Below are 23871 nucleotides of genomic sequence, written 5' to 3' on the forward strand. Positions count from 1 at the left end.
TCGCCTGAGGCCTGAATCGGCCCCCGCAGGGTAGGAGCGGGCCCTTAGCAAAGCCGTTTTGAGGCTGCAAGCACGCTAATGCGAAGATTTTGCCCGGCCTGTCGTTTGCCGGGCAATCCGTGCCCTGATCAGTTCGGTTTCCAGCCGATTTCCGCGACCTTGGCCGAACGCGGAACATCGGTGACGGCTTCGTTGATCGATACGCTTTCCCCGGGGGCCAGCTTGCCCTTGGGCGGGGCGACTTCCCAGCTGTAGACGATCCGTTCGTGCCCATCGCGCAAAACGATCAGGATCGGGGGCACATTGGCCGCCGCGCTGCCGATATTGGTGATGGTGCCGCTGGCGCCGAAATATTCGGTGCCATTGGCCAATTGCCGCCGGTCCTGTTGATCGGGCGGGAATTCCAGCTTCAGTTCCGGCTGGCTGGCACCGAAGGTCGGCCGATTGATCGGCAACCAGTCAGGTGGTCCCCAATAGGATATGGCCAGAATGGTGGCCAAAGCCAGCATTGCAAAGATCGCCGCCGCCCAGTTCAGCAGGCGCAACGGATTGCGGCGGCGGCGAAACGGCGGGGCGGATTGGAACTGCGATTCGGCCGGTGGTGTCTCCCCCACCGGCGCGCGCGCTTCGGGCGATACGGTCGGGGTGATGGCGACAGCTGCCGGGGCCGGGGTAGGGGCTGCGGGTTCGCGCTGTGGCGTCGGCTCCGGCGCCCGCTCCGGCGAAGGTGCCGCCACAGGGCCCCCAGGGGCGGCGGCGGGTGCGGCATGCGTGTGCTGCGGCTCTTCGTGGGCTGTGTCGGACGGGCCCGACCGGAAGAAACGGCTCGTTTCCGGCTCGTCATCCTCGTCGAAGGCTTCTTCCGTCGGCACTCTGGCGGCGGGGCGCGCGGGCTCGGCCGGGGAGGGCGCAGGAGGTGGTGTCTGCACTGATGCAGACGATCGCACAGCGGGCTGCGGCTCGGCAACGGGCGGTGGTGGCGCAGATGTGTCCGGTCTCGTTTCGAGTTCCGGCGTTCCCTGGAACCAGCTATGGCGGCACTTGGCGCAGCGGACGGTCCGTCCTTCGCCGCCGATCGCGGTGTCTGGCACCACATAGCGGGTCGAACAGGCTGGGCAGGAAATGATCATGGCGGGCGAATCCTAGGCCGTGCCAGATTGGGCAACAAGCGCCGGAGCAACATCGTTGCGCCAGACTGTGGCTTTTTTCCACATCGAACAGCAGTTATAGGCAATATTCCGATGCTGATCCGTTGCCATCACCCCTTCCGGCGCCGCAAGGCTGGCCGATGATGAGCGGCAGCGACGGGGCCATCGTACAATTCGACAATGTCGGCCTGCGCTATGGCGCGGATGCCGAAGTGTTGAGCGATGTCTCCTTCACCCTGTTTCCCGGCAGCTTCTATTTCCTCACCGGCGCCAGCGGCGCGGGCAAGACCTCGCTCCTGCGGCTGCTCTATCTGGCGCAGCGCCCCACGCGCGGGGTGGTGCGCATGTTCGGCACCGATACGATCACCGTGCCGCGCGGCCATCTGCCCGGGTTCCGCCGCCGGATCGGTGTGGTGTTTCAGGATTTTCGCCTGGTTCCGCATTTGTCCGTGTCGGACAACGTCGCCCTGCCATTGCGCATTTCCGGCGTGGCAGAGGCCGATATCCGCAAGCCCGTGGCCGACATGCTCGCCTGGGTCGGGCTGGACCAGCGCGCCGGCGCCTTTCCCGCCACCCTGTCAGGCGGAGAGCAGCAACGCGTGGCGATTGCCCGCGCCGTGATCGCCAGGCCCGAAGTGCTGGTGGCGGACGAGCCGACTGGCAACGTTGATCCCGACATGGCGCTGAAACTGCTGCGCCTGTTCGAAGCGCTCAACCGTCTGGGTACGACCGTGGTGGTGGCCACCCATGATGTGCATCTGCTGCAGAAAGTGCCGGATTCGCTGATCATGCGGCTCGATCGCGGGCGGTTGTCCGATCCGACCGGCGCGCTGCGCTACCCGCCACGGCGCGATCCGGCGGTGCTGTGATGGGGACACGGTTCGCTATTCCGCCCGAAACGGACACCGTATCCGGCAAGGCGCGATCCAGCGCTTCTCCGCGTATCGGGGAACGGTCTTCGGGCCTGATCCAGCAGGCGCGGCTGAGCGGGCCGATGCCCTGGGTGATCGCCATCATGACCGCGCTGACGGTGATTGCCACCGCGGCCGGCCTGTCGCTTGCCAATCTGGCGGAAAATGCCCGTTCCGAAATAGCCGGCGGCCTGACGGTGCAGATCGTTGAGGGCGCGCCGATGGAACGGGATCGGCAGGCGGAACTGGCCGTCACCCTGCTCGAAGAACGCGCTGACATCGCCCGTGTCCGCCGCGTCCCCGATGCCGAACTCCACGCCCTGCTGGCGCCCTGGCTGGGGTCCGAAGTGGGCAGCGGGGATGATGCCATTCCCACACCCGCGCTGATCGATGTGCAATTGGTTGGCGATGTGACCGGGGCCAGCCTGGCGGAATTGCGCGAAAGCCTGGCCAATTCGGTGCCGGCCGCGCGGGTCGATGCCCAGGCGGGCTGGCTGGGGCCGGTGTTTGCGGCCATATCATCCCTGCAATGGCTGGCTATCGTGCTGGTGCTGCTGCTCGCTGCTACCAGCGCTGCGGCGGTGTGGCTGGCGGCGCGCAGCGCGCTCGGCTCCAATCGCGACACGATCGAGATCGTCCATTTGCTGGGTGGGAACGACCGCCAGATCGCAGGGATTTTTCAGCGTTCCATCGCCATGGATGCGGTGATCGGCGGCGGTATTGGCCTGTTGCTTGGGCTGGTCGCGATCGTGCTGCTGGGGCGGCAATTCGCCCGGCTCGGATCGGGCATGGTGGCAGGCGGCGGGCTGGGGCCGGCGGACTGGCTCTATCTCGCGCTCGTGCCGGTGCTGGCCGTGGTGCTGGCCGTGCTGACCGCGCGCGTCACTGTGCTGTCTGCCTTGAGGCGCATGCTGTGATCCGGCGCCTGTTCGGCCTGCTGGCGATCGCCTGGGTGATCGGCTTTGTCTGGTTTGCGGTGTCCTTGCCTCAACCGGCGCCGCCGGGGCAGGTCGACGCCATCGTGGTGCCTACGGGCGGCGGCGGGCGGATTGCCCAGGGTGTGCGGCTGCTGGAACAGGGGCAATCGCGCCGCATGCTGGTGACCGGCGTCAATGAGAAGGTAACCCCGCGCGAATTCGAGGCGGAATTTTCCGTCCCGCCCGAATTGATGGATTGCTGCATCACGCTGGGCTTCGCGGCGCTCGACACGCGGGGCAATGCGCGGGAAACCGCCCGCTGGGTGGAACAGCAGCAGGTCCGCTCCATCAGACTGGTCACCAGTGACTGGCACATGCGACGTGCCGCGCTGGAACTCAAAAGCACCCTGCCTGCGGGCACGCAAGTGCTGGAAGACGCCGTGCGATCGCAACCGTCATTGTGGACGCTGTTCTATGAATATCACAAGTTTCTGATCGCATGGCTGGTGCAGGTCTGATGATGATCATCCGCAATCTGCTGTTCTACATCGTATTCTATGGCGGCAGCATTTTCTATGTCATCGCCGCCATGCTGGCACTGCCGTTCAACGAAGAGGCGGTGCGCCGGATTGCGGAAGGCTGGTCGGGCTTTCACCGCTTCTGCGTCTGCCGCCTGCTAGGGATCAAGGTCGTGATCGAAGGGCATCAGGCGCAAGGCCCGGTGCTTTATGCGATCAAGCACGAAAGCTTTTTCGAAGCGATCGATGTGCCCAATCTGCTGTCGCGCCCGGTGGTGTTCGCCAAGCTGGAACTGTTCTCCATCCCCGGCTGGGGCCGCGCCGCCAAGGCCTATGGTGCGGTGGCGGTGGCCCGCGATCAGGGGGCCACGGCGCTGCGCACCATGATCGGGGAAGCCAAGGCCTATGTGAAACAGGGCCGGCCGCTGGCGATCTTCCCCGAAGGCAGCCGTATGCCGCATGGGCAACAGCCTGAATTGAAGAGCGGGTTTGCCGGCATCTACAAGCTGCTCGGCCTGCCGATCATCCCGGTCGCGGTGGACAGCGGGCCGCTCTATCACCGGCGCTGGAAACGCGCGGGCGTCATCCGCTTCCGGTTCGGCGAAGTGATCCCGGCCGGGCTGGACCGGGACGAGGTCGCCCGGCGGGTCCATGCCGGCATCAACGCCCTGAACCCGCCCGAGTAACCTCCCGGATCAGATCGGCCTAATTCGGCTGCATACCCGTACCGGCATGATCCTTGCGCCCGAAATCGGGGCGGGCGTCATCCTGCCCCAGTGCCACGATCGACCGGCGGATGGACCGCGTGCGGCTGAACAGGTCGAACATCGTATCCCCGTCCCCGGCACGGATCGCCTCGCGCATCAGGTCCAGATCGTTGAGGAACCGGTCGAGCATTTCCAGCACCGCATCGCGGTTGTTGAGGAAAACGTCGCGCCACATGGTCGGGTCGCTGGCCGCAATCCGGGTAAAATCGCGGAAGCCGCCGGCGGAAAACTTGATCACCTCGCTGCGGGTGACGATTTCCAGGTCGGACGCGGTGCCCACGATGGTATAGGCGATCAGATGCGGAATATGGCTGGTGACGGCCAGCACCCGATCATGGTGTTCGGCATCCATGCATTCCACCATCGCGCCCAATTCTTCCCAGAACTGGACCAGCGCTTTGACCCTGTCGGGATCGGCGCCTTCGGGCGGGGTGATAATGCACCAGCGCTGGGCAAACAATTCGGCAAAGCCGGCGTCCGGCCCGCTGTTCTCCGTGCCTGCCACCGGGTGGGCGGGGATCACGCAATGGCCGGGCAGCGCCTGCGCCAGCGCGTCCGAAATCGATTGCTTGGATGATCCGACATCGCTGACCAGGCAATCGGGGCCGAGCGCGTCGGCGATATCCTGCGCCGCGCGGCCCATGGCGCCCACCGGCACGCACAGGATCACCAGATCCGCGCCGGCCACCGCCTCTGCCGCGGTTTCATGGATCGTGCCGGTCAGTTGCCGTTCGCGCGCGCGTTGCCGCACGGCGGGATCGGCGTCGAAGCCGCTGGTTGTCGTGCCGGGCAGCCGCGCCGCCACGGCCAGGCCAATCGATCCGCCAAGCAGGCCCAGACCGATGATCGCAATATGGCGGAAACTCATCCTGCGGCTTGGGCCAGATCCCGCAGCACGGTGGCGATGGCATCCATCTGTTCGCGCGTGCCGATGGTGATCCGCAAGCCCTGCGGCAAATCCTGGCCCGGCAGATGGCGCACGGCAAAACCGGCTTCGGCCAGCCCGGCAAGCGCTTCGGCGGCGCTCAGCTTCCCGTCGAACAGGATCAGCACGAAATTGGCCTCGCTCGGCAGCGGGCGCAGGCCGTGGTTGCCCAAGGCGGCAACAGCTTCGACGAAGCGGCCGCGTTCCACCCGATTGTGTTCGCGTGCGTGCTGGATGAAATCCTGATCACCCACAGCGGCAAGTCCGGCGGCCTGCCCGCTCATCGATACGTTGAACGGACCGCGCAGCCGGTTGAGCGCCCCGATGATCCCCGGCGCACCCGTGCCCCAGCCGATGCGTTCACCGGCCAGGCCATAGATCTTGGAAAAGGTGCGCGTGACCAGCACATTGTCATGCGCAGCGGCCAGTTCCAGCCCGCCATCATCGTCGGCATCCGCGACATATTCGATATAGGCCTGGTCCAGCACCAGCAGCACATCGCCGGGCAGCCCGGCATGCAACCGCGCCAGTTCCGCCTTGGGCAGATAGCTGCCGGTCGGATTGTTCGGATTGGCCAGGAACACCACGCGCGTGCGTTCGGTCACGCAGGCCAGCAGCGCATCGACATCGGTGCCGTAATCGGCGTCGGGCGCAATCACCGGCGTTGCGCCGCAGCGCCGCGTGGCGATTTCATAGAGGGAAAAGCCATAGCGGACGTACAGCACTTCGTCCCCCGGCCCGGCAAAGGCGCTGGCCGAAATGGTCAGCAATTCGCCCGATCCGGTACCGCAGATGATCCGTGCCGGGTCGATGCCATGCAACTGCCCCAGCGCTTCGCGCAGCGCGGTCGAATCGGGGTCGGAATAACGATCCGGCCCGCCCACCTGCGCCCGCGCGGTCAAAGCGGCGGCGCTGGTGCCCAGCGGATTTTCATTGGCGGACAGCTTGATCAGTTCGCGCCCACCTGCATTGCTGCGGCCGGGAACATAGGCATGGATCGCTTCGATCCACGGTTTCATCTGCGGAGTGGTCATTTTTTCGATGTGTTCCAGTTATGCGCGGGCGCATAGCCTTATGCAGTGGCAATTGACAGCCCGCTATACCTACCCCAAGTCCCCACATCCCATGGCTACCGTTAACGCACCCTCTACCCATACCCTTGTTCTTCCGCACAGCCTCGCGCTCGATGGCGGGCAGGAACTCGATCGGGTGGAACTGGCGCATGAGACTTATGGCACGCTGAATGCCGATGGTTCCAACGCCATTCTGGTGTGCCACGCGCTGACCGGGGACCAGCATTTGGCCAGCCCGCATCCGATCACCGGAAAGCCGGGCTGGTGGGACCGGATGGTCGGGCCGGGCAAGCCGATCGATACGGATCGCTTCTTCGTGGTCTGCGCCAATGTCATCGGCAGCTGCCTGGGGTCCACCGGGCCGGCCAGCATTGCGCCGGACGGGCGCCCCTATGGCATGCGTTTTCCGGTCATCACAATCCGCGACATGGTGCGCGCGCAGGTGGCGCTGCTCGATGCGCTGGGCATCGGCCGGCTGCATGCGGTGATCGGTGGATCGATGGGCGGGATGCAGGCGCTGAGCCTGGCCGCCAATTTCCCCGATCGTGCCGAGCGCGTGCTGGCCATCGCCACCACCGCCCGCCATTCGGCGCAGAACATCGCCTATCACGAGGTTGGCCGGCAGGCGATCATGGCCGATCCGGCCTGGCAGGGCGGGGAATATTACGGCACGGGCCAGACCCCGGACAAGGGGTTGGCCGTGGCGCGCATGGCTGCGCATATCACCTATCTGTCCGAGGCTGGGCTGACCGGGAAATTCGGCCGCCAGTTGCAGGATCGTGAAGCCAAAAGCTTCGGCTTCGATGCCGATTTCCAGGTGGAAAGCTATCTGCGGCACCAGGGGCTCAGCTTCACCGATCGCTTCGACGCCAATTCCTATCTTTATATCACGCGCGCGACCGATTATTTCGATCTGGCGGAGGAGCATGGCGGGCGGCTGGTCGATGCCTTCGCCGCCTCACAGGCGCGCTTTTGCATCGTCAGCTTCGATACCGACTGGCTCTATCCCACGGCGGAATCCCGCAACATCGTCCATGCGCTCAACGCTACGGCCGCGCGGGTCAGCTTCGTGGAACTGAGCGCGCCCTATGGTCATGACAGTTTCCTGCTCGATGTGCCGGCGCTCGATCGCGTGGTGAAGGGATTCATCCAGGGATGAACGATACGCTGCGCCCGGATCTGGCGGTGATCGCCAACCATATCCCCACCGGCAGCCGCGTGCTCGATGTCGGATGCGGTGAAGGGGAACTGATGGCCGTCCTCAGCCATGGGGACAAGGTCGATGTGCGCGGGATCGAGATCGATCCTGAGGAAGTGGAACGCGCCGTCAGCCGCGGCCTGTCGGTCATGCAGGGCGATGCCAATCGCGATCTGGCCGCCTATCCCGACGATGCGTTTGATTATGCGGTGCTCAGCCAGACGCTGCAGACCGCCGAACGGCCCGATCTGATGCTGGATGAATTGCTGCGGATCGGCCGCAAGGCCTTCGTCAGCTTCCCCAATTTCGCCCATTGGCGCATGCGCTGGGCCTTGGTGACGACCGGGCGCATGCCCGTCACGCGCCATCTGCCGGTTACCTGGTATGAAACGCAGAACATCCACCATGTGACGGTGAATGATTTCCGCGAAATGCTGCGCAAGAAGGGCGTGGCGATAGAGCGGAGCTGGTTCTTCAGCGGCCAGCATGAAATCTCCGCCCGCTGTTCCAACTGGCGGGCCGAATACGCGGTCTATCTGCTGAGCCGTTGATGCCACCTCGCTGCCGTGGGACACTCACAGGCAGAATCGGGGAAGGAACGGCGAATGACTGATAGCGTAACAGCATCCGGCCAATGCCTGTGCGGCGCGGTGCAGTTCACGGCAGAACTGGCCAATCAGGAAACCGGCGCCTGCCATTGCAGCATGTGCCGACAATGGTCGGGCGGAGTGTTTCTGTCTGTCGAAGCGAAAAGCGTGACGCTGGACCAGGCCGATCGGCTCACGGTCTACACCTCATCCGAATGGGCGGAACGCTGTTTCTGCGCCGACTGCGGCAGTTCGCTGCTTTGGCGGACGAAGGATCAGTCGCACTATGCCGTATCGGTGCAGGCGCTGGAGAACGGCTGCGCGTTTCCGCTGACCACGCAGATCTTCATCGATGAAAAGCCGGCGGGCTACAATTTCCGCGAAAAGACCGCCGACATGACCGGCGCAGAAGTGTTCGCGGCGTTCGCATCTGAATAGCTGCCTCGTCACACCGTCGCTCCAGCGCAGGATGGAGCCGCTCGCAGATAGAGAATGAGCCCCTATCCCGTCACCCGCAGCACACTGTCATCACGCGCCAGGCTCCACAGGCTCAGCCCCGCAGCCTCGGCGCGGGCCACCGCCATGCTGGTGGGCAGCGAAATGGTGACCAGCGCGGTTGCCCCGGCGCGCACGGCCTTTTCGACAATCTCATAGGAACAGCGCGCGCTCGACAGGATGAAGCCGGCGGCTGGATCCTGCCCGGCGGCGGCCAGCGCGCCGATCAGCTTGTCCATGGCATTGTGCCGGCCGACATCTTCGCGCGCGTGCAGGATCGCACCGTCAGGCGAACAGAACACGGCGGCATGGGCGGCTCCGGTGGCGCGGCCCAACGGCTGGTGCTCTCGCAATGATGCCAGCGCGGTAAAGATCGCCTGCGGTGCCAGAGCCGAATGCCCGGTCACCGGGGGTAGGGGGCGGGCCACGGCTTCCAGGTTTTCGATCCCGCAGAGGCCGCAGCTGGATTCCGCCACCCGCGAACGCACCCGGTCGGTCAGTTGTTCAATGCCCAGGCCGGACAATGTGGAGCGCACGATCCAGCCCTTTTCCACTTCGACCACGGCAAGGTCAGTCAGATCGGCCGGCTGGCGGGCCAGCCCTTCGGTCAGGGCAAAGCCGAGCGCGAAATCTTCCAGATCATTCGGGCTCGCCATCATTACGGCATAGCTCAGCCCGTTGAATTCCAGCGCCACCGGCACTTCGGGCACCCATGGCCGGTCGATCGTGCGGGTTGTGCCATCGGTACGGATTTCTAAGGGGCTGGGCATGGGCGTCTCTGCTGATGGGGAAGCCCATATGGGCCCAATGTCGCCACAGGCAAACGAAACAGGACGCGCCATGGCGCGCCCTGCGGGTATTTCAGCAGCAGTGCAGTGATCAGCCTGCGTCGCAATGGCCCACTTCATTGACCGCATTGAATTCGGCCACGGCCTGTTCCTTGTCTTCCTGCCCCTTGCGCAGCCGTTCCAGCGCTTCGCGCGCAATGGGGGACAGGCCCGAAATATCGTCCGAGAAAATCTGCGCCTTCATGCGCGGATCCCAGAACTTCCAGATATGCTCTGCAGTGCCTTCGACGGCTTCTTCATGGCCGCGCGATTGCAGATTGCGGGCAATCTGGTCGGCCATCCGCCGCAACTTGGCGCCGGTATCCGCACGATGTTCCTCGTCATGATCGCTCATTCGGCCGGCTCCACTTCGGCGATCCGGCGCGACCGTTCGGCCAGTTCATTGTATTCCTGTTGCCATTCGGTCGGGCCGTTGGATGGTGTGATCTGTACCGCAGTGACCTTGTATTCCGGGCAATTGGTTGCCCAGTCGGAAAAGTCGGTCGTGACCACATTGGCCTGCGTCGTCGGGTGGTGGAACGTGGTGTACACCACGCCCGGCGCCACGCGATCGGTTACCTGCACGCGCAGGGTAGTATCGCCGGTGCGGCTGGACAGCTTGGCCCAATCGCCCGATTTCAGGCCCCGGTTTTCCGCATCGGTGGCGTGCATTTCCAGCACGTCCTCGGAATGCCAGGCGACATTGCCGGTACGGCGGGTCTGTGCGCCGACATTGTACTGGCTCAGAATTCGCCCCGTGGTCAGCAGCAGCGGGAAGCGCGGACCGGTCTTTTCGTCGGTCGGGACATATTCGGTAACAATGAATTTGCCCTTGCCGCGCACGAAGCCATCGACATGCATGATCGGCGCGCCATCGGGGAATTTGTCGTTCACCGGCCATTGCAGCGATCCTTCGGCATTGAGCCGTTCCCACGACACGCCGGTAAAGGTCGGCGTCAGGCGGGCGATTTCGGCCAGGATCTGGCTGGGGTGGGTATAGTTCCAGTCCAGCCCCATGGCATTGGCCAGCAATTGGGTTACCTCCCAATCGGCATAGCCATTGGCCGGTTCCATCACCTTGCGCACCGGCTGAATCCGGCGTTCGGCATTGGTGAAGGTGCCATCCTTTTCCAGGAAGGTGGAACCCGGCAGGAAGACATGGGCGTAATTGGCGGTTTCGTTCAGGAACAGATCCTGCACGATCACCAGATCCATGGCGGCAAGCCCGGCCGACACATGCTTGGTATCCGGGTCGGATTGCAGAATATCTTCACCCTGGATGTAGATGCCGCGGAACGTGCCATCCACGGCCGCATCCAGCATGTTCGGGATGCGCAGGCCCGGTTCGGAATCCAGCTTTACGCCCCAATCATCTTCGAACAGCTTGCGCGTGGCGCCATCGGAAATGTGGCGATAGCCGGACAGTTCATGCGGGAAGCTGCCCATGTCGCAGGAACCCTGCACATTGTTCTGCCCGCGCAGCGGGTTCACGCCTACGCCCCGGCGGCCGATGTTGCCGGTCGCCATGGCCAGATTGGCGATCGACATCACGGTCGAGGAACCCTGGCTGTGTTCGGTCACGCCAAGCCCGTAATAGATCGCACCATTGCCGCCGGTGGCGAACAGACGCGCCGCGCCGCGCACCGCTTCTGCCGGGACGCGGGTGACCGCTTCCAGGAATTCGGGGCTGTTCTTCGGATCGGAAACGAAGGCCGCCCAATCCTGATATTCGTCCCAGTCGCAGCGTTCACGAATGAACGCTTCATCAGCCAGCCCTTCGGTGACGATGACATGTGCAATGGATGTCAGCACGGCCACATTGGTGCCGGGCTGCAGCGGCAGATGGTAATCGGCCTGGATGTTGGGGCTGCGGACCAGATCGATGCGGCGCGGATCGATCACGATCAGCTTGGCACCCTGGCGCAGGCGGCGCTTCATGCGGCTGCCGAACACAGGGTGGGCGTCGGTCGGGTTGGCGCCGATCACCATGATCACATCCGAATCCATGACGGAATCGAAATCCTGCGTGCCGGCGCTGGTGCCAAAGGTCTGCGACAGGCCGTAGCCGGTGGGCGAATGGCAGACGCGGGCGCAGGTATCGACATTGTTGGCGCCGAACCCGGCACGGATCAGCTTCTGCACCAGAAAGGTTTCTTCATTGGTGCAGCGGCTGGATGTAATGCCGCCCAGCGCACGGGCGCCGGATTCGGCCTTGATCTGGCGAACCTTGTCGGCGGTATAGCGCAGCGCTTCGTCCCAGCTGACTTCGCGCCAGGGCAGGTCGATGCTGTCGCGGATCATCGGGTTCAGCACACGATCCTGATGGCTGGCATAGCCATAGGCAAAGCGGCCCTTCACGCAGCTGTGGCCACGATTGGCCTTGCCTTCCTTCCACGGCACCATGCGCACCAGCTGTTCGCCGCGCATTTCCGCGCGGAAGGTGCAGCCCACCCCGCAATAGGCGCAGGTGGTGACCACGGCCCGTTCGGGCTTGCCGATTTCCTTGACGCTCTTTTCCTGCAGCGTGGCGGTTGGGCACGCCTGCACGCAGGCGCCGCAGCTCACGCATTCGGAGGACAGGAAATCGTCCTGGCTCTGGCCGGCGCTGACCTTGGAGGCAAAACCGCGCCCATCGATCGTCAGGGCCAGCGTTCCCTGCACTTCGTCGCAGGCGCGTACGCAGCGGCTGCAAACGATGCATTTCGACGGATCGAAATCGAAATAGGGGTTGGAAATATCCATCGTGGCGCCGAGGTTGTTTTTCCCCTCGTAGCCATAGCGCACATCGCGCAGGCCCACGGCGGCGGCCTGATCCTGCAGTTCGCAGTCATTGTTGGCAGAACAGGTCAGGCAGTCGAGCGGATGGTCGGAGATGTAGAGTTCCATCACCCCCTTGCGCAGCTTTTCCAGGCGCGGGGTCTGGGTCTTCACCTTCATGCCCGGGCCGACCGGCGTGGTGCAGCTGGCGGGCGTGCCGCGTGCGCCTTCGATCTCGACCAGGCACAGCCGGCAGGATCCGAAGGCCTTCACATTGTCCGTCGCGCACAGCTTGGGGATCGATCCGCCGATCTCGGCGGCGGCGCGCATCACGCTGGTGCCGGCCGGCACGGTGACTTCGCGACCATCGATGGAAAGCGTCACCATCTGGTCCGATTTGGATTCAGGGGTGCCGAAATCCTTTTCGCGTTCAAATCCCATTGTCTTGCTCCATCGCGGCCAGATCGGCCGGGGTGTTGATATTGGCAGGTTTCGCGGCGGTTTTTACGCTGCGGGCACCGGCGGCATCGGCGAAGGCCATCATCGAATGGCTCCCTTCGCCCAGAAGAATATTCCGCGCTGTATCCGCTGATGATGCCAGCCAGTGGCCAATCACCGGTTGTGCTTCCAGATAAGCGGGCGCGGGGGAAAGAAGTTCCAGCAGATTGGCCGGCAGGGAATGGGAATCGACCGCACAGCTCAGCACCGTGCGATAGGATTCATCCTGCGCATAGGTCAGCGCGGCGGCCAAACCTGCCAACGGGCCCATGCCCGGTCGCGGCCAGTCGGGCAGACAGGGCGCAGGGCCGGTTGCCCGCCCGACGATCACGACATGGTCGCACCATCCGGACAGATTATCGACCGCGCGCGCTATCAGCGTGCGTCCGTGCAATTCGGCCAACGCCTTGTCACTGCCGAAGCGTGACGATTGCCCACCGGCCAGAACCACACCCAGGATCATTGCTGCCTCTCCCATGGCCGCCTCACGCGTTGCTGGTGTCCAGCACACGCGCGGCCGGCTGCTCGGGCGGGCCGGTGAAATCCTCCGGCCAATGCTGCAGCGCGCTCATCACCGGATAGGGAGTGAAGCCGCCCAGCGCGCAAAGCGAACCGAATTTCATCGTTTCGCACAGATCGGTCAGCAGGGCGATTTCCTGATCCTGCCCTCTACCGCCATCCTTGCGGGCATTGTGCATCTGCGGCGTCAGTTCCAGCCTGTCGCGCTGGCGGCCACCGGCACGGATCCGGTCGATCAGTTCCACGCCGCGCGTCGAACCGATGCGGCAGGGGGTGCATTTGCCGCAGCTTTCCGCCGCACAGAATTCCATGGCGAAACGGGCCATGGCGCCCATGTCGGCGGTGTCGTCGAACACGGTGATCCCGCCATGGCCGATCAGCGCGTCCGCCTTGGTATATTCCTCGTAATCGAACCGGATATCGAACTGATCGGGGTGGAGATAGGCGCCCAGCGGGCCACCCACCTGCACCGCCTTGACCGGGCGACCGCTTTCGGTGCCGCCTCCGATGGTGTTGATCAGATCGTCCAGCGTGATGCCGAAAGCTGCCTCATACAGGCCGCCATGCTTGATGTTGCCGGCCAGCTGGATCGGCATTGTGCCCTTGGACCGGCCCATGCCGAGCCCGTCATAGGCCGCAGCCCCGCCTTCGCTCAGAATATGCGGCACGGCAGCCAGGGTCAGCACATTGTTGACCACGGTCGGCCGGCCGAACAGCCCTTCCAGCGCGGGCAGCGGCGGCTTGGCGCGCACTTCGCCGCGCCGGCCTTCCAGTGAATTGAGCAGCGATGTTTCCTCGCCGCAGACATAGGCGCCCGCGCCCATGCGCACTTCACAGCGGAACGGCGCGATGATGTCGCGGCACAGCCGCAGCGCTTCGTTCAGCTTGGCAATCGCGTCGGGATATTCGCTGCGGCAATAGATATAGCCCTGATTGGCGCCCACGGCTTCGCCGGCGATCGCCAGCCCTTCGATCAGGGCATAGGGATCGCCTTCCATCAGCATGCGATCGGCAAAGGTGCCGCTGTCGCCTTCGTCGGCATTGCAGACGATGTATTTCTGCGGGGCGACGGCCTGCATCACCGTGCGCCATTTGATCCCGGCGGGGAAACCGGCGCCGCCACGGCCGCGCAGGCCGGATTGCAGCACTTCTTCCACGATCGCTTCGCTGCCGATCTGGCGCGCGCGGCGCAGGCCGGCCCAGCCACCGGTCGCCTCGTAATCTTCCAGGCTGGTCGGGCGGGTGCGCCCGGCGCGGCGGAAGGTCAGCCGCTCCTGGCCAGCGATGAAGGGGTGGTCGGCAATCACGCCGATCGCCTTGGCGGAGGATCCGTCCAGAATGGCATCGACATCGGCCAGCGTGGCCGGGCCAAAACCCTTGCCGTCCACTTCGACCAGCGGTTCCAGCCAGTGCATGCCCCAGCTGCTGGTGCGCTGCACCTCATGCCCCTTCTTGGCGAAGGCGGCGGCGATGGCGTCTGCGCCCAGCGCACGGGCGAGAGCGTCGTCGGAAATGCGAATGATCATCGGGCGTTCTCGATCACTTGAGCCAGACCAGCGGCATCGAGCCGCGCGTGCAGCGTGTCACCGACCCGCGCATTGGGGCCGGCGCTGCACAGGCCCAGGCAATAGACCGTGCTCAGCTTCACCCGGTCGCCGGCCAGCGCCTGCGCCTGGGCCATCAGCGATTCGACGCCGCGTGCCTTGCAGGATTCGGCCCGGCAGATCTGCACTACGGGGCGATTGTCGGCGGTGGGGTGGAAATCATGATAGAAACTGACCACGCCGTGTACCTCGGCGCGGCTCAGATTCAGCGCTTCGGCCACGATCAATTCGGAATCAGCATCAACGCATCCGAATTCGGCCTGAATATCATGCAGGATCGGCAACATCGCGCCTTCCTGGGTCTTATGGTCGGCGATGATCTCGCCGATTTTCTGTTCTTTCGAACCCAATCTTACAACCTTTCAGCATGCCATCTCACATGATCCGTCATGAAGGTTGAGATGAAGAAATATGAATGATCATACCCTTCCTGCATGCGGATCTTGGCTGATATATCGGCCTTTTGGCAGGCTTCGTCTAGTCGTTCAGTTTGCAACTGTGTCGCAAGAAAAGCGTCCGCAGTTCCCTGATCCACCAGCAGATCGGGCAGGCGGGCGCCGTCTTCGATCAGCGCACAGGCATCATATTCGCGCCATTTCGCGCGGTCATCGCCCAGATATCCGGTCAGCGCTTTCTCGCCCCAGGGGCAGTTGAGCGGGCTGACGATCGGTGAAAAGGCGCTGACCGAACGGAAGCGGCCGGGATTGCGCAGCGCGATGGTCAGTGCACCGTGGCCGCCCATCGAATGCCCGGTGATACCCTGCCGCTCCATATCGACCGGGAAATGCGCGGCGATCAGCGCAGGCAGTTCCTGTTCGATGTAAGACCGCATGCGGAAATTGGCCGCCCAAGGTTCCTGCGTCGCATCGACATAGAAACCCGCGCCCTTGCCGAAATCATAGGCTTCGTCATCGGGCACATCATCGCCACGCGGGCTGGTGTCGGGCGCGATGAAGATGATGCCCTGTTCGGCGCAGGCCTGCCGGTACTCACCCTTTTCCATGACATTGGCATGGGTGCAGGTGAGCCCGGACAGATAGAACAGCACCGGCAGTTTCGCGCCCGGTGCGTGGTCGGGCACGAAAACGGCGAAGGTCATCGGGGTGCCGGTTTCGGTGGACTGGTGGGTATAGACCCCCTGCGTGCCGCCGAAGGATCGGTTTTCCGAAACGGTTTCCAGATTGCTTGCCGTCATCGTGTTGTCCCGTCTTCTGTTATCAATGCTGCATGTGGAAGGCGCAGATCTTGTTGCCATCCGGATCGCGCAGATAGGCGCCGACCGAATTGTTCGGGGCGCGTTCACGCGGGCCGGGCTGGCCGTCGCAGGTGCCGCCATTGGCCAGGCCTGCTTCGTACCATGCGGTTACCTCTTCATCACTCTTGGCTGCAAAGCCCAGCGTGCCGCCATTGCCGACGGTCGCGCCCTGGCCGTCCAGCGGCTTGCCGACGATGAAGGTGCAGCCGGGGCCTGGATAGACCAGATTGCCAGCCTCGGGCGGAACCACATTGGCATAGCCCAGCGCGCCCATCACCGCGTCATAGAACTTGCGGCTGCGCTCCACATCGTTGGAACCGAGAAAGGCATGGGTAAACATCGGATAATCCCCTCAGATACGTACTGTCGAAGATGGAAACGTCAGAAGACCACGACGCTGCGAATGCTCTTGCCTTCGTGCATCAGGTCGAATGCGGTGTTGATCTCTTCCAGGCCCATGACGTGGGTGATCATTGGATCAATCTCGATCTTGCCGGTCATGTACATGTCGACGATCTTGGGCACGTCGGTGCGGCCCTTGGCCCCACCAAACGCGGTACCGCGCCAGTTGCGGCCGGTGACCAGCTGGAACGGGCGGGTGGCGATTTCCTTGCCGGCTTCGGCCACGCCGATGATGATGCTGGTGCCCCAGCCGCGGTGGCAGGCTTCCAGCGCGGTCCGCATCACTTCGGTATTGCCCGTGGCGTCGAAGGTGTAATCGGCGCCGCCATCGGTCATCAGCACGATCTTGGCGACGGTGTCTTCACGGCTCATGCCCTTGGTGTTGAGGAAATCGGTCATGCCGAAGCGACGGCCCCATTCTTCCCGGTCCGGGTTGATGTCGACGCCGATGATCTTGTTGGCGCCGGCCAGCCGTGCGCCCTGGATCACGTTCAGGCCGATGCCGCCCAGGCCGAACACCACCACATTGTCACCCACCTGCACCTTGGCGGTGTTGGTGACCGCGCCCACGCCGGTGGTCACGCCGCAACCGATATAGCAGGCGGACTGGAACGGCGCGTCTTCGCGGATCTTCGCCACGGCGATTTCCGGCAGCACGGTGAAGTTGGAGAAGGTGGAGCAGCCCATGTAATGGAAGATCGGCTGACCCTTGTAGGAAAAGCGGGTGGTGCCATCGGGCATCAGCCCCTTGCCCTGGGTGGCGCGGATGGCGGTACACAGGTTGGTCTTGCCCGAAAGGCAGCTTTTGCACTGGCGGCATTCGGGGGTGTAGAGCGGGATCACGTGATCGCCCGGCACCACGCTGGTCACGCCGGGGCCGACTTCTCGCACGATGCCGGCACCTTCATGGCCCAGGATGCTGGGGAAAATGCCTTCGGAATCGAACCCGTCCAGCGTGTAGGCATCGGTGTGGCAGATGCCGGTGGCCATGATTTCGACCAGCACTTCGCCGGCCTTGGGGCCTTCGAGATCGACTTCGATGATCTCAAGCGGCTTCTTGGCTTCGAAGGCTACGGCAGCGCGGGTTTTCATGGTTGATCCCTCAATAGTTGATTCGGTGAACGATTTTCTGGTTCCATGAACGCTTTGGCGCGTTCGTGCCAGCCTCGTTTGTGCTGGCATCTTTGCGGCCGATATTTGGCATACCGGGGGGCCATGGCCGCGTGATCGCTGGCTTCATGGCAAACGGCCGGCCGGAATCATCCGGCCGGCACGCATGATCAGGCGGCCTTTTCGGCGGCCATGATATCCTGATCGGCATCGCGGATCGGCAGGATCCACAGCAGCACGGCGCCCATGATGGAACCGAAGCACATGATCAGCGACACGGTCAGCAGTTCGCTCTTGCCCAGCGCGTCGAACAGGAAGCCGGCGATGATCGGCGAGCCTGCCGCCCCCGCGCGGCCCACGCCCAGCACGAAGCCGGTTCCGGTGGCGCGGGCATAGGCGGGGAAGCCGCGAGCGAAGGCGGCGTAATAGCCCACGATCGCTGCGTTGAGGCAGAACATCGTCAGGAACCCGGCAAAACGCCACTGGCCCAGCGTGTCATGCCCGGTGCCGAACCAGGCGACTGCCACCACGCCCAGGAACAGCATGGCGATGGTCGGGCCCTTGATGTCCCACTTCTTCAGCGCGAAGCCGAAGATCGCCCCGCCCACGGCGCCACCGATATTGGCATAGGTCAGCGTGCTGGCCGCTTCGGGCTGGCTGAAGCCGCTGTCGGCCACGATCTGGACCGCAAACTTCAGGATGTAATAGAAGGTCAGCGTGTGGAACATGTAACCGAAGGCCAGCAGCCAGGTCACCTTGCGCAGGCCCGGCTTCGACAGGATGTCGGTCACCTTGGGCTTGGGGCCTTCCTGCCTGATTTCGGGCAGGGCATCGATCGCGGCCTGCTGCAGCGCGCGCAGCGACTTGTTGATCTTCGCCAGCGCATCGACCGGGCGGCGCGCGGCATAGAAGGCCGGCGTTTCGGGAACCAGCAGCACCACCAGCGGGATCATCACGGCGGTGACGATCGCACCGAACAGGAACACGGCGCGCCAGTCGTAATCGACCAGCAGCCAGCTCTGCGCGGCAAAGCCGCCCACCACGCCGCCGATCGGATAACCGATCACATAGAGCGCCATGGCCAGGCTCCGCGATGCCTTGCTGGTGGTTTCGGCCACCACGGCGTTGGTCGCGGCCAGCATGCCGCCGATGCCGAGGCCGGTGATGAAACGCCAGGTGGTCAGCGGCCAGAGCGATTGCGCGTCATGTGCCATCCACATGCCGATCGCCATCACGACCAGGCAGATCAGCATGGTGATCTTGCGGCCGTATTTGTCTGCCGCACTGCCCAGGATCACGGAACCGAAGCCCATGCCGACCAGTTCGGCCGACAGCATCACGCCCAGTTCGGAGCGTTCGATGCCCCATTCCTTGGAAATGCCCGGTGAGGCAAAGGCGCTCGACAGCACGTCGAACCCGTCCAGTGCATTCAGCAGGATCATCAGTATGACGACGATCCACTGGCGCACGCCCATCGGGTTCTCGTCAATCACCGCAATCGGGTTGGTTCCCCCTGCGCTCCCAGCCATTTTATCCGTCCTCTCTTTTGCGCGCGCTCATTCGTGGATTCGCGCAAGCATTTCCACCAGTTTTTCGATCTCGGCGCTGTTGAAGCGTGACTTGAGCCAGGCTTCGTGTTCGGCGATGATCGATTTGGCGACCTCGAGCGCCTCCGCGCCGGCCTCCGTCAGATACAGCGCCTGCTTGCGGCCATCGCTGACCGATCGTTCGCGGCGCAGGAAATCGCGCTGCTGCAGGCGGTTCGCCGTGGTCATGGTCGTGGCCCGGTCCATGCGCAGCCGGCGGCCCAGATCAACCTGGGAAATTCCAGGATATTCAGCGACAAGCCACAGGGCCGACACCTGTTTCTGGGTCAGATCGATCTTGGCGAATGTTTCGGTGAAGTGCCGATATACGGCACCATGGGCCAGACGTATGTGCAGACCCAGGATGTCATTGAGGCCACCCAGCCCATGCGCTTCGCCATCTATCAAGGCAGGGGCATTCACGTGTGGTAATCTCCTCTCGTCCCTTGCCTATTTGTTAGTGAAGCATACAATCTTGCGCAAGGAGAGGAACACAATGGCCCAATTCCCGAACACGCCCAGCTTCACGGGCTTCAACACCCCCAGCCGGATCGAGGCAGACATCAAGAATCTGCAGCATCACGGAACGATCCCCCCGGAACTCAACGGCGCATTCTACCGCGTGCAGCCCGATCCGCAGTTCCCGCCCATGCTGGGTGACGACATTGCCTTCAATGGCGACGGCATGATCACCCGCTTCCATTTCCATGATGGCGAATGCGATTTCCGCCAGCGCTGGGCCCATACGGACAAGTGGAAGGCCGAAAAAGAAGCCGGGCGCGGCCTGTTCGGCAATTACCGCAACCCGCTGACCGATGACGAATCCGTCAAGGGCATGATCCGTTCCACCGCCAACACCAATGCCTGGATCTATGCCGGCAAGCTGTGGGCGATGAAGGAGGATTCACCCGCCCTGCTGATGGATCCGGTCACCATGGAAACCCATGGGTTCGAGAAATTCGGCGGCAAGATGACCGGCGAAACCTTCACCGCCCATCCCAAGATCTGCCCCGCCACCGGCAATATGGTCGCCATCGGCTATGCCGCCTCGGGCCTGTGCACCGATGATGTCACCTATTACGAGGTCAATTCCGAAGGCGAACTGATCCGCGAAGTGTGGTTCAAGGTGCCCTATTATTGCATGATGCATGACTTCGGCATCACCGATGATTATCTGGTGCTGCACATCGTGCCCTCGATCGGATCGTGGGAACGGCTCGAACAGGGCAAGCCGCATTTCGGCTTCGACACCACCATGCCGGTCTATCTGGGCGTAATCCCCCGCCGCGACGATGTCCGGCAGGAAGATATCCGCTGGTTCAAGCGCGACAATTGCTTCGCCTCCCACGTGCTCAACGCCTGGCAGGAAGGGTCGAAGATCCACTTCGTCGTGCCCGAAGCGAAGAACAACATGTTCCCCTTCTTCCCCGATGTGCACGGCGCGCCGTTCAACGGCCGCGAAGCCATGAGCAAGCTGACCGATTGGGTGGTGGATCTGTCGTCCAACGGGGAAGATTTCGCCGAAATCAACCAGCTGACCGAAACCGCCAGCGAATTCCCGCGCATCGATGACCGCTTCACCGGCCGCAAGAACCGTTATGGCTGGAGCCTGGAAATGGACATGCGCCGCCCGGTGGAACTCAAGGGCGGCAGCGCCGGCGGCCTGCTGATGAACTGCCTGTTCCTCAAGGATCTGGAAACCGGCGCCGAACAGCATTGGTGGTGCGGCCCCGTCTCATCGCTGCAGGAACCCTGCTTCATCCCGCGCAGCAAGGATGCGCCCGAAGGCGATGGCTGGATCGTGATGGTCTGCAACCGGCTGGAAGATCACAATTCCGATCTGCTGGTGTTCGACGCGCTCGATATCGAGAAGGGTCCGGTCGCCACCATCAATGTGCCCATCCGCCTGCGCTTCGGCCTGCATGGCAATTTCGCCCGCGCCGAAGATATCGGCCTGGTGCCCGAAGCCGCATGACGGGCACGCGTCAGGCGCCGGAATGCTGGCTGTCGGACATGGACGGGGTGCTCGTCCATGAGGAACGCGCGCTGCCCGGCGCGGCGGAGTTCATCGCGCGGCTGGTGGAACGGGAACGGCGGTTTCTCCTGCTGACCAACAATTCCATTTACACCCCGCGCGATCTGGCCGCCCGCCTGGCTCGCTCGGGTCTGGATGTGCCGGAAAGTGCGATCTTCACCTCGGCCCTGGCGACGGCGGATTTCCTCCACCGCCAGCAGCCGGGCGGCACGGCCTTCGTCATTGGCGAGGCCGGGCTGACCACCGCGTTGCATGAAATCGGCTACACGCTGACGGACAACCGGCCAGACTATGTCGTGATCGGGGAATTGCGCAGCTATTCCTTCGAAGCGATTGCCAAGGCGATCCGGCTGATCGGCGCGGGTGCGCGATTCATCGCCACCAATCCCGATGTCACCTCGCCCTCTGCCGATGGGCCATTGCCCGCCACCGGTGCGGTGGCGGCGATGATCACCAAGGCGACCGGGGCGCAGCCCTATTTCGTCGGCAAGCCCAATCCGATGATGTTCCGTGCGGCGATGAACCGCATCGGTGCCCATGCGGAAACCACGGTGATGATCGGTGACCGGATGGATACCGATATCGTCGCCGGGATGGAGGCGGGGCTGGAAACGATCCTGGTGCTGACCGGATCGACCCGGGCCGATGCGGTGGCCCGCTTCCCCTTCCGCCCGGACCGGGTGCTGGAATCGATCGCCGAAGTGGTCGATCTGATCTGAGCTTCATGGCGGGCGGCGGTCAGCGCCGCCCGTTCAGCGCCCTGACGCCGTCGCTTTCGCCATCCCACTGATCGGGCGGCACGACATCGCCATCATGGCGGTGGCCATAGTTCAGGCCGTCCGCGCCCTGTTCCACCTCTTCATAGGCGAAATCTTCGGCAGGGCGAGCGACGGGGGTCTGGTCCAGTTCCTCCGCGGCCTGCCGGCGCACGCGCCTTTGGGCACGGATCATCCACCATGCCAGCAGGAAAGGGGCCAGCAACATCGACAACCAGATCAGTTCTGCCATGCCGCTGCCCCTTGTCCTGTGTTGCGATCAGACGAGCGCCGCCTGTCGTGCATCGGCCAGCACCATGTCCGCGCCCTTTTCGGCGGCCATGATGGTCGGCGCATTGGTGTTGCCGCTCGGGATCTTGGGGAAGACCGAGGCGTCGATCACCCGCAGCCCTTCCACGCCGCGCACGCGCAGCTGCGGATCGAGCGGGAAGCGTTCGTCACCCATCGCGACCGTGCCGACCGCGTGATAGAGCGTCCCGCCGGCGAGCTTCGCATAGCCGAGCATTTCTTCATCGGTCTGGCCGAACGGATCGCCCGGCACCTTCAGATAGGGCTTGAGCGCGGGCTGTTGCCAGATGGCGCGAATGATCTTGAGCTGATCGACCACGCTCTGCTGATCCATCGGGTCAGACAGATAATTGGGCACGATCGACGGGCGATCGAGACCATTGGGGGTCTTGGCGTGGATCGATCCGCGCGATTCCGGCCGCACCTGGCACGGGTTGGAGGCCAGGCCCGGTTCCTTGTCCAGCCGCAGGCCCTGGAACTCGTTCAGGAATTCCAGATCCATGCTGGCCGCCATCACATGGATTTGCACATCGGGGAAATCCAGCGTGTCGCGGGTTTTCACGAAGGCGCAGCCATGGGCCACGGCGTAGGAGAGCAGGCCCTTGCGGCTGGTGCCATATTTGGCGATCTGGCCCAGCAGGTTCACGCCCCGGCTCAGATAGTTGATCGAATGAATATCTTCCTTCAGCGTCGCCTGGCAGCCGATCATGTAGTGATCCTGCATGTTTTCGCCCACCAGCGGCGAATCCTGCACTACCTGCACGCCCAGCTTCTGCAGCAGCGCGCCCTGGCCCACGCCGGACACTTCCAGCAGCTTGGGGCTTTCCACCGCACCTGCGGCCAGGATCACCTCGCGGCTCACCATCACGCGGCGGCGCTGGCCGCCCTGGTCGAATTCCACGCCCACGGCCTTCTTCCCGCGGAAGATGATCTTGGTGGTCATGGCATGGGTTTCGACCAGCAGGTTTTCCCGCTTCATCACCGGGTGGAGATAGGCGACGGCGGTCGACTGGCGGCGGCCGTTCTTGGCCGTCATCTGGAAGAAGCTGACGCCTTCCTGATTGCCGTCGTTCAGATCTTCCTTGAACGGAATGCCATATTCCACGCAGGCTTCGACCAGCGCGGCGCTGACCGGGTGCTGTTCGGGAAAATCGCAAACATTCAGCGGGCCATCGCCGCCGTGGAATTCATTCTTGCCGCGTTCCTGGCGTTCGCTCTTGCGGAAATAGGGCAGCACCTCGTCCCAGCTCCAGCCGCGCGCACCCATCTGGGCCCAGCCGTCATAATCGGCCGACTGGCCACGCACATACAGCAGCCCGTTGATCGAGCTCGAACCGCCCAGCACCTTGCCCTTGGGCCATTTGTGGCGACGGTTGCCCGAACCTTCGTCCACCTCGGTTTCATACAGCCAGTTGACCTTGGGGTCGTTCAGCGTCTTGCCGAAACCGATCGGCGTGTGGATCATGACGTTGGACAGGAACTGCTTGGGTTCCTTCAGCGGGCGATCGTCCCCGCCGGCTTCCAGCAGCACCACATTGAATTCGCCGCTGGCGCTCAGCCGGTTGGCCAGCACGCAGCCGGCGCTACCCGCACCAACGATCACATAATCCGCAAACAGATCGGCGGCCATTCACACTCTCCCTATCATTGCACGCCCGTGATGTGTGCACGCGAT

At 63.6% G+C, this 23871-nt stretch carries 25 protein-coding genes; 9 read left to right on the top strand and 16 right to left on the bottom strand.

Translation table 11 applies throughout. The annotated features are described in order from the left end of the window. Positions 1 to 128 precede the first annotated feature (128 nt). Positions 129 to 1130: a zinc-ribbon domain-containing protein gene (locus GRI97_RS14740; protein ID WP_161391970.1), complete on the bottom strand. Its 1002-nt coding sequence runs from the start codon at positions 1128 to 1130 to the stop codon at positions 129 to 131. Positions 1131 to 1291: 161 nt separating this feature from the next. Here GRI97_RS14740 and ftsE point away from each other — a divergent pair, with 161 nt between their 5' ends. The 4 genes from ftsE to GRI97_RS14755 are packed head-to-tail and all read left to right on the top strand — an operon-like array spanning position 1292 to position 4180. Further along, positions 1292 to 2017 carry a cell division ATP-binding protein FtsE gene (gene ftsE, locus GRI97_RS14745; RefSeq protein ID WP_161391971.1) on the top strand — a complete coding sequence of 242 codons (726 nt, stop codon included), beginning with the start codon at positions 1292 to 1294 and terminating at the stop codon, positions 2015 to 2017. Then, positions 2017 to 2976, top strand: a complete 960-nt coding sequence (locus GRI97_RS18675) for a cell division protein FtsX (protein ID WP_235917860.1) — start codon at positions 2017 to 2019, stop codon at positions 2974 to 2976. Before ftsE ends, GRI97_RS18675 begins: the two co-directional genes overlap by 1 nt. Further along, positions 2973 to 3494, top strand: coding sequence for a YdcF family protein (locus GRI97_RS18680; RefSeq protein ID WP_328598571.1), 522 nt, complete (start codon positions 2973 to 2975; stop codon positions 3492 to 3494). Before GRI97_RS18675 ends, GRI97_RS18680 begins: the two co-directional genes overlap by 4 nt. Next, positions 3476 to 4180 carry a lysophospholipid acyltransferase family protein gene (locus GRI97_RS14755; protein ID WP_235917861.1) on the top strand — a complete coding sequence of 235 codons (705 nt, stop codon included), beginning with the start codon at positions 3476 to 3478 and terminating at the stop codon, positions 4178 to 4180. The genes GRI97_RS18680 and GRI97_RS14755 overlap by 19 nt, the downstream gene beginning before the upstream one ends. Positions 4181 to 4199: 19 nt before the next feature. Here the strand turns inward: GRI97_RS14755 and GRI97_RS14760 are convergent, their stop codons facing one another. Together GRI97_RS14760 and GRI97_RS14765 are read right to left on the bottom strand one after the other, a co-directional pair. Further along, on the bottom strand, positions 4200 to 5129 hold the full coding sequence (locus tag GRI97_RS14760; RefSeq protein ID WP_161391972.1) for a prephenate/arogenate dehydrogenase family protein: 930 nt from the start codon (positions 5127 to 5129) through the stop codon (positions 4200 to 4202). Continuing rightward, the gene (locus tag GRI97_RS14765; protein WP_235917862.1) at positions 5126 to 6205 is read right to left on the bottom strand and encodes a pyridoxal phosphate-dependent aminotransferase; all 1080 of its coding nucleotides are present in this window, start codon (positions 6203 to 6205) and stop codon (positions 5126 to 5128) included. The genes GRI97_RS14760 and GRI97_RS14765 overlap by 4 nt, the downstream gene beginning before the upstream one ends. 106 nt (positions 6206 to 6311) lie before the next feature. Here GRI97_RS14765 and metX point away from each other — a divergent pair, with 106 nt between their 5' ends. Genes metX through GRI97_RS14780 form a run of 3 tightly spaced genes read left to right on the top strand, consistent with a single transcriptional unit; the run spans position 6312 to position 8482 of the window. Then, the gene (metX, locus tag GRI97_RS14770) at positions 6312 to 7418 is read left to right on the top strand and encodes a homoserine O-acetyltransferase MetX (RefSeq protein ID WP_161391974.1); all 1107 of its coding nucleotides are present in this window, start codon (positions 6312 to 6314) and stop codon (positions 7416 to 7418) included. Further along, on the top strand, positions 7415 to 8008 hold the full coding sequence (gene metW / locus GRI97_RS14775) for a methionine biosynthesis protein MetW (protein WP_161391975.1): 594 nt from the start codon (positions 7415 to 7417) through the stop codon (positions 8006 to 8008). Before metX ends, metW begins: the two co-directional genes overlap by 4 nt. A 54-nt stretch (positions 8009 to 8062) precedes the next feature. Then, entirely contained in the window at positions 8063 to 8482 is a 420-nt protein-coding gene (locus tag GRI97_RS14780; RefSeq protein WP_161391976.1) for a GFA family protein, read from the top strand. Between the two features lie 62 nt (positions 8483 to 8544). Here the strand turns inward: GRI97_RS14780 and fdhD are convergent, their stop codons facing one another. The 11 genes from fdhD to GRI97_RS14835 form a co-directional block, all read right to left on the bottom strand. Further along, positions 8545 to 9309, bottom strand: coding sequence for a formate dehydrogenase accessory sulfurtransferase FdhD (gene fdhD, locus GRI97_RS14785; protein WP_161391977.1), 765 nt, complete (start codon positions 9307 to 9309; stop codon positions 8545 to 8547). 109 nt (positions 9310 to 9418) lie between these two features. After that, the gene (locus GRI97_RS14790; protein ID WP_235917863.1) at positions 9419 to 9721 is read right to left on the bottom strand and encodes a formate dehydrogenase subunit delta; all 303 of its coding nucleotides are present in this window, start codon (positions 9719 to 9721) and stop codon (positions 9419 to 9421) included. Beyond that, positions 9718 to 12564 (bottom strand): formate dehydrogenase subunit alpha, encoded by a 2847-nt coding sequence (fdhF, locus tag GRI97_RS14795; protein ID WP_161391978.1) that lies wholly within the window; start codon positions 12562 to 12564, stop codon positions 9718 to 9720. Before fdhF ends, GRI97_RS14790 begins: the two co-directional genes overlap by 4 nt. After that, positions 12554 to 13099, bottom strand: a complete 546-nt coding sequence (mobA, locus tag GRI97_RS14800) for a molybdenum cofactor guanylyltransferase (RefSeq protein WP_328598572.1) — start codon at positions 13097 to 13099, stop codon at positions 12554 to 12556. The genes fdhF and mobA overlap by 11 nt, the downstream gene beginning before the upstream one ends. A 7-nt stretch (positions 13100 to 13106) precedes the next feature. Beyond that, on the bottom strand, positions 13107 to 14666 hold the full coding sequence (locus GRI97_RS14805; protein ID WP_161391979.1) for an NADH-ubiquinone oxidoreductase-F iron-sulfur binding region domain-containing protein: 1560 nt from the start codon (positions 14664 to 14666) through the stop codon (positions 13107 to 13109). Further along, positions 14663 to 15094: an NAD(P)H-dependent oxidoreductase subunit E gene (locus tag GRI97_RS14810; protein WP_235917864.1), complete on the bottom strand. Its 432-nt coding sequence runs from the start codon at positions 15092 to 15094 to the stop codon at positions 14663 to 14665. The genes GRI97_RS14805 and GRI97_RS14810 overlap by 4 nt, the downstream gene beginning before the upstream one ends. Positions 15095 to 15096: 2 nt before the next feature. Beyond that, entirely contained in the window at positions 15097 to 15939 is an 843-nt protein-coding gene (fghA, locus tag GRI97_RS14815; RefSeq protein WP_328598573.1) for an S-formylglutathione hydrolase, read from the bottom strand. Between the two features lie 22 nt (positions 15940 to 15961). Continuing rightward, on the bottom strand, positions 15962 to 16339 hold the full coding sequence (locus GRI97_RS14820; RefSeq protein WP_161391981.1) for a VOC family protein: 378 nt from the start codon (positions 16337 to 16339) through the stop codon (positions 15962 to 15964). A gap of 41 nt (positions 16340 to 16380) precedes the next feature. Continuing rightward, on the bottom strand, positions 16381 to 17493 hold the full coding sequence (locus GRI97_RS14825; RefSeq protein ID WP_161391982.1) for an S-(hydroxymethyl)glutathione dehydrogenase/class III alcohol dehydrogenase: 1113 nt from the start codon (positions 17491 to 17493) through the stop codon (positions 16381 to 16383). 188 nt (positions 17494 to 17681) lie between these two features. After that, complete coding sequence (locus tag GRI97_RS14830) at positions 17682 to 19040, bottom strand: MFS transporter (RefSeq protein ID WP_202392781.1); 1359 nt, start codon at positions 19038 to 19040, stop codon at positions 17682 to 17684. A 27-nt stretch (positions 19041 to 19067) separates the two neighbouring features. Then, positions 19068 to 19520, bottom strand: coding sequence for a MarR family winged helix-turn-helix transcriptional regulator (locus tag GRI97_RS14835; RefSeq protein ID WP_161391983.1), 453 nt, complete (start codon positions 19518 to 19520; stop codon positions 19068 to 19070). 73 nt (positions 19521 to 19593) lie between these two features. Here GRI97_RS14835 and GRI97_RS14840 point away from each other — a divergent pair, with 73 nt between their 5' ends. Both GRI97_RS14840 and GRI97_RS14845 read left to right on the top strand, forming a co-directional pair. Then, positions 19594 to 21072, top strand: a complete 1479-nt coding sequence (locus GRI97_RS14840; RefSeq protein WP_161391984.1) for a carotenoid oxygenase family protein — start codon at positions 19594 to 19596, stop codon at positions 21070 to 21072. Next, the gene (locus GRI97_RS14845) at positions 21069 to 21851 is read left to right on the top strand and encodes an HAD-IIA family hydrolase (protein WP_161391985.1); all 783 of its coding nucleotides are present in this window, start codon (positions 21069 to 21071) and stop codon (positions 21849 to 21851) included. Before GRI97_RS14840 ends, GRI97_RS14845 begins: the two co-directional genes overlap by 4 nt. A 19-nt stretch (positions 21852 to 21870) precedes the next feature. On the opposite strand, the gene GRI97_RS14850 is transcribed toward GRI97_RS14845, so the two are convergent. Together GRI97_RS14850 and GRI97_RS14855 are read right to left on the bottom strand one after the other, a co-directional pair. Continuing rightward, positions 21871 to 22140 carry a hypothetical protein gene (locus GRI97_RS14850; protein ID WP_161391986.1) on the bottom strand — a complete coding sequence of 90 codons (270 nt, stop codon included), beginning with the start codon at positions 22138 to 22140 and terminating at the stop codon, positions 21871 to 21873. A 27-nt stretch (positions 22141 to 22167) separates the two neighbouring features. Next, positions 22168 to 23826 (bottom strand): GMC family oxidoreductase, encoded by a 1659-nt coding sequence (locus GRI97_RS14855; RefSeq protein ID WP_161391987.1) that lies wholly within the window; start codon positions 23824 to 23826, stop codon positions 22168 to 22170. Between the last annotated feature and the right edge of the window lie 45 nt (positions 23827 to 23871).

Source organism: Croceibacterium xixiisoli (assembly GCF_009827305.1).
Lineage (GTDB): Bacteria > Pseudomonadota > Alphaproteobacteria > Sphingomonadales > Sphingomonadaceae > Croceibacterium_C > Croceibacterium_C xixiisoli.